General features: G+C 48.8%; 5 protein-coding genes. 3 read left to right on the forward strand and 2 right to left on the reverse strand.

Going from position 1 to position 5,706, the window contains the following annotated elements; genetic code table 11:
* Both HOK28_07810 and HOK28_07815 read left to right on the forward strand, forming a co-directional pair.
* Positions 1 to 474 (forward strand): hypothetical protein (locus tag HOK28_07810; protein ID MBT6432978.1); only part of this gene is annotated, 474 nt, incomplete at its 5' end.
* Between the two features lie 19 nt (positions 475 to 493).
* A complete protein-coding gene (locus HOK28_07815; protein MBT6432979.1) occupies positions 494 to 1,825 on the forward strand; it encodes a hypothetical protein in 1,332 nt (443 codons plus the stop codon).
* A 25-nt stretch (positions 1,826 to 1,850) separates the two neighbouring features.
* Here the strand turns inward: HOK28_07815 and nadA are convergent, their stop codons facing one another.
* Both nadA and HOK28_07825 read right to left on the reverse strand, forming a co-directional pair.
* Positions 1,851 to 2,819 (reverse strand): quinolinate synthase NadA, encoded by a 969-nt coding sequence (nadA, locus tag HOK28_07820; GenBank protein MBT6432980.1) that lies wholly within the window; start codon positions 2,817 to 2,819, stop codon positions 1,851 to 1,853.
* A gap of 22 nt (positions 2,820 to 2,841) precedes the next feature.
* Positions 2,842 to 3,117, reverse strand: a complete 276-nt coding sequence (locus HOK28_07825) for a polyhydroxyalkanoic acid system protein (GenBank protein ID MBT6432981.1) — start codon at positions 3,115 to 3,117, stop codon at positions 2,842 to 2,844.
* 416 nt (positions 3,118 to 3,533) lie between these two features.
* Here HOK28_07825 and dnaE point away from each other — a divergent pair.
* Positions 3,534 to 5,706 (forward strand): DNA polymerase III subunit alpha (dnaE, locus tag HOK28_07830; protein ID MBT6432982.1); only part of this gene is annotated, 2,173 nt, incomplete at its 3' end.

Raw genomic sequence — 5,706 nt, forward strand, 5'->3', positions numbered from 1 at the left:
ACCAAGCTCACCGAAAATAAAAAGTACGTTGCCAAAGTGAAGGCAGAAGTTAAAGAGACACGCTTCCGCGTTGAGCGTTACCGCCGCGTAGACATCATGACCAAAAATAAGACCGGTGTTCTTGAAGACAAGCTCCTCACCCTCGGCCGTCAGTACTACGACGCCATCAGCGAAATCGCGCTGCTTAAGGGCGATGTGAAGCCTCCTCGACCACGCACTTTGGTGGAAGCAGAAACACGTGCCGTAGAGCGTGAAGAAGAGCAAGCTGTTCTTGAACAAGAAGCCGCGGCCGCAGCGGTTGAAAAAGCTGAAGAAGCTGAAAAAGCACCTGTTCAACTCGATGCTTCTCTTTTCGAAGACGACGAAACTCAAGCAACCCCTTCAGAAGAAGCTTCTTCTGAACAAACCGTTGTTGAGCCCAGTGCAATTGAAGCGCCCCCTGAAACACTCGAAGCAGCACCTGCTTCGGTTTAATAACTGAACGTAAAATCTAATGACTCAGACCAATCCAAAGTCCTTGAGTCACTTCGAGCGTGATCTCTCCCGCTCACTGGCCAGACGAGGCAAAGCTCTTTTAGAAGCTGATGACCTCACGCGGCAAGTGAGTAGGATGGAACCTCTTGAAGTGTACTTCATGGTTAAAGAACTCGGACTCGAAAGTGCTGGCCCTATCTTGATGTGCGCCAGCGCAGACCAGCTCCAAGCCTTCGTCGATTTAGACTGCTGGCAAGGCGAGAACATCAATTTCGATGATATCGATGTGTGGCTCGCACCCTTTGCCAGCTTAAGCTCACAAGCTCTTGTAGCGGCCTTCCTAAGCCTCGAAGACCAACTTCAAGCTCTATACCTGCGCGATGCCTTGGTCATCTTTCAAAAGGTTGATGAGGAGATTCCAACCACAGGACGCAAAGATGTCCGCAACCGGGTTACCTCCGACGGACGTTTTGTCATCGAGCCCAAAGAGATCGATTCCGACAAAGAAATCGATCCGCTTGATTTGGTGGCAGCTATTTATAAATTTGCTGGCCCCGATGCTGGCTACCACCTGATTCTTTACACGCTTTCCGAGATGCAAAGCCCGCTCTATGAAGATGCTTGGCGCTTTCGAAGCAACCGGCTCATGGAAATGGGCTTCCCGGAGTTTACCGACTCTCTGCAGCTATTTAGTAAGCCGGGTAAAAAAGCTCCCGGTGTGTACATTCCTAAAGGACCGTCTTTGACGAAGTCGATGCCTGCAATCTACGCCAGCCCACTTAATGCTGGCGGACTGCTGAGCCACGGGCTTTTGGGTATTGAAGATAAGAATGTACTGAGCCACCTGGAAAGCAATTTGATTTATTTGGTGAATGCCTCGGTAGTCGCCTTCGAAGAAAGCCCAAGTAACCTGGACTACACTCAAGCCATCGCCAAACGGGCCATCGGCTTGTTAAATGTTGGTTTGGAAGTTCTTGTTGGCAAAGGCGAGCCTATTGTTGCCGAGCGGCATCACCTCTTTATGAATGAAGTCAAAGGGCTTCTCCAAGAGTGGCCGCTGCGCGAGATTTTCAAATACGGTTATCAAGAAACCTTAAGGCTCCACCTGGCTGCCAAACAGCTTCTTGAAGATCCGGTCATGAAGATTTGGGCAGAGAAGCACCAAACAGAACTCGATGAGTACTCAGAAGAAATGTGTGATCGAGAATTTGTAAAAGCTTTGGTCAAGCCGCGACCACTTTGGGCCGGCTGGGACCGAATCCACCCGACTAAAACCAAGGGCTTTGGATCTCTGCACGATATTGAGGCGGCTTTAGAGCGCCTGGATAAATTGGCTGAGCAACACGGCTAATTGCCGGGTATCCCCCACCCCATTCTTAACCAACGGTTAGCATACGCTCAATCGGTGCCAAGGCACGGGAGCGCAGGCCCTCGTCCATTTCAATGGCAGGTGTCAGGTCACGTAGGCACAAGTAGACCTTCTCGAGCGTATTGAGCTTCATATAAGGGCATGTACTGCACCCGCAGCTTGGATCGTCGGCGTTAGCCTCGGCAGGCGCCGCGGGAATAAAGGTCTTATCGGGACAAGCTTTATTCATGGTATGCAAAATGCCGGCTTCCGTAGCCACGATGAATGTCTCTTTATCGCTCTCTTGAACATAGGTCAGGAGGCGTTTGGTCGAGCCAATATAATGTGCATGGTTCAGTACGACCTGCTCACACTCGGGATGGGCAATCAGTTCTGCCTTTGGGTTCTCTGCCATCAAGCTCAGTACCCGTTGCTCGTTGAACGTTTCGTGAACCAAACAAGAACCTTCCCAAATCTTCATCTCGCGACCGGTTAGATTCTGAACCCAACGGCCTAAGTTTACATCGGGTCCAAAAATAATTTTCTCGTCCGCAGGGATAGCATTCACAACTTCGGCTGCGTTGCCTGAAGTACAAATCCAATCGCTCAGTGCTTTGATAGAGGCGGTGGTATTCACATAGCTTACCACTGTGTGATCTGGGTACTTATCGGTAAAAGCCTTAAACTCATCCGGCGGACAGCTATCGGCAAGCGAACAACCTGCTTCTAAATCAGGAAGAACCACAACTTTGTTCGGGTTTAAAATCTTGGCTGTCTCGGCCATGAAGTGTACGCCGCAAAGTACAATCACGTCGGCATCGGTTTTTTGTGCTTCGCGCGCCAAGAGTAATGAATCGCCCAGAACATCAGCAATGTCCTGAATATCTGGCTCTTGGTAATAGTGCGCCATAATCACGGCGTTGCGTTCTTTTTTCAGTCGCTCAATTTCTTCAAATAAATCCAGGGTTGGATCAATTTGGCCTTGTATATTTAACATGGCTTAACTCCTACTCACTCAATCAACCCAAGGCTCTGTCTAGAGAACGCCCAATGGAATCTTCGATTTTCTTCGCAAACATGCGCACCGCTAAGCCAAGCTTCAGATCCACAACAACTTTATCGCCCTGAAGAGATAAGGTGCCTTTAACGCCTTTACCTTCAATGTGGACGGTATTGCCTTCCCACCGGGTACGCAGGCCATAACGCTCGTGTAGCTTTGCTTCTACTTCTTGCGCCTTCACTCGCGCTTCATCAACGGTCAGGTTGTGACTTCTTTCAATATTAATACGTGACATATGGGTCGTTTCCTTTAAGCCCGGCGTGCCGCAACACACTTAGGATCGCGTGGCTAACCGCATTTCACAATATTGTAAAGATGATCTCGTAAGATCGGCTCTATTTGTCAGATCTCTCTGAGAGCTTAGACACCGAAAGCACCGGTTGGTAAAATTTTTCCGGATTCAGTGACTCAAAACCCAGGGTCAAGAAAAAACAAGGCGAACTTAAATAAGTATTATTGAGCTAAGTACAAGTTAGTACGTGAAAGAAAATTAGTGGTAACAAAAACAGATCTCAGACGTTGTACCCGAGATCCGATACCCTTAGGATCTTTCCATTCGACAAGGGAGGGGGGCTCTCTAGTTGATCATGTGCAATCTGTATTCGTAATTGCTTGGTTGAAGTTCGTCATTATTAGGTTTAGGGCTGCTCTATGAGCGCAGACACGACACTCGGTAAAGACAAAGGTTTTACACACCTTCACCTGCATACGCAGTACTCGCTTCTCGATGGGGCCATCCGTATGGAAGACCTGGCACCATCCATCGAGGAGCGCGGTATGGCCTCCGTTGCCGTTACCGACCACGGTAATATGTACGGCGCCGTTGATTTCTACAAAAGAGCCAATAAACAAAAAGTAAAGCCTATCTTTGGTTGTGAAGCCTACGTTGCCTCTGGCGACCGTATGGACAAAACCAAACGAGACAGCGCCCATATGGTGCTTCTTGCCAAAGACAACGAAGGCTACAAGAACCTCACCTACCTCACCTCCATGGGGTTTATGGAAGGTTTCTACTACAACCCACGGATCGATAAAGAACTGCTGCGCAAACACAGCAAGGGTATTTATGCACTCTCCGCGTGTCTGGGCGGCGTGGTGGCCAAACCTTTTCATAAAGGCGGGGATTCTGCCGCGGCGGCAGTGGCGAAAGAATACAAAGATATCTTTGAGCCGGGTCACTTCTTCTTAGAGATTCAAGATAACGGCTACGACGTCCAATACGATTACAACCAAGCCATCTTAGAAATCGGGCGAACCTACGACATTCCGATGGTCGCAACCGCCGATGCCCACTACGTATCGCCAGAAGAATCTGCAGCACACGAAGTTTTAATGTGCATCCAGCAAAACAGTTCCATCGATGAATTTCGCGCACGGTTTAAACACTCCGACGATCTCTATATTAAGACGCCTCAGGAAATGTGGAACAGCTTTGGAAACCTTTGTCCCGAAGCTTTGGAAAACACCATGCGCATTTCCAACAGCTGCGATGTTCAGCTTGATCTTGGGAATACCTACCTGCCCAACTACGGCGTTCCTGAAGGCTACGACCAGGCAACCTATCTGGAGAAAATCTCATTCGACGGTCTTAGGCAGCGCATCAAGCTTGCCAACTACCCGATTGATGAAAAGGTTTACAAAGAGCGCTTGGAGTATGAACTCAGCGTCATCAATAAAATGGACTTTCCCGGATACTTTTTGATTGTTTGGGATTTTATTCGCTATTCCAAAGACAACCGTATCCCGGTTGGACCTGGACGCGGCAGCGGCGCAGGGAGCCTCGTTGCTTATAGCTTGGGTATTACCAACATCGATCCGATTCCTTACGGTCTTATCTTTGAGCGCTTCTTAAACCCAGAGCGTAAGAGCATGCCCGACTTTGATATCGATTTCTGTCGAGACCGGCGCGGCGAAGTTATCAATTACGTGGTGGATAAGTACGGCAAACAAAACGTGGGACAAATTGTCACCTATGCACAGCTTGGCGGTAAGAGCGTTATTAAAGATGTGGGCCGCGTGATGCAGGTGCCCTTTCATGAAATCAACGAAATCACCAAACTCATCCCAGGGCTTATCGACGGCAAGAAAGTTAGTATCGATAAAGCGTTAGAGATCGAACCTAAGCTTCGCGAGATTCAAGAAGAAAAGCCGATCTACAAAGACATCATCAAGATTGCACGAGCACTTGAAGGCCTCAATCGCCAGACGGGTATTCATGCTGCAGGTGTTGTGATTGGCGACCAAGATCTTTGGAACTACTCACCGGTTTGCCGAGGCAAACAAGGCGAGATGGTCACGCAATTTTCGAAAGACGACGTAGAAGAAGCTGGTCTTGTGAAGTTTGACTTCCTAGGCCTCAAAACACTCACGGTTATATCGGGTGCTATCGAACATATTCATCAAGCGGTTGGTGATGGCCCCATGGGCCCTAATAAAGACTTTGATATCGAAGCGATTCCGCTTACCGATGACGAAGTGTATCGCCTCATAGCTTCAGCCAATACCGACGGCGTTTTCCAGCTTGAATCTTCTGGCTTTAAAGACCTGCTTAAAAAGTTAAAGCCCGATTGTTTCGAAGACATCATTGCAGCTGTGGCCCTTTATCGCCCTGGTCCTATGGATGCCGGCATGACCACAGATTACGTTGAGCGTAAGCACGGTCGCCAAAAGGTCGATTACCCCCACCCTGTGTGTGAAGCGATTCTCAAAAACACTTACGGCGTTATTGTTTACCAAGAACAGGTCATGCAAATTGCGGTTGATCTCTCAGGCTTCACTCTCGGCGGCGCGGATTCTCTGCGTAAAGCCATGGGTAAGAAAAAAG

The organism is Deltaproteobacteria bacterium (assembly GCA_018668695.1).
Taxonomy (GTDB): Bacteria; Myxococcota; XYA12-FULL-58-9; order XYA12-FULL-58-9; family JABJBS01; genus JABJBS01.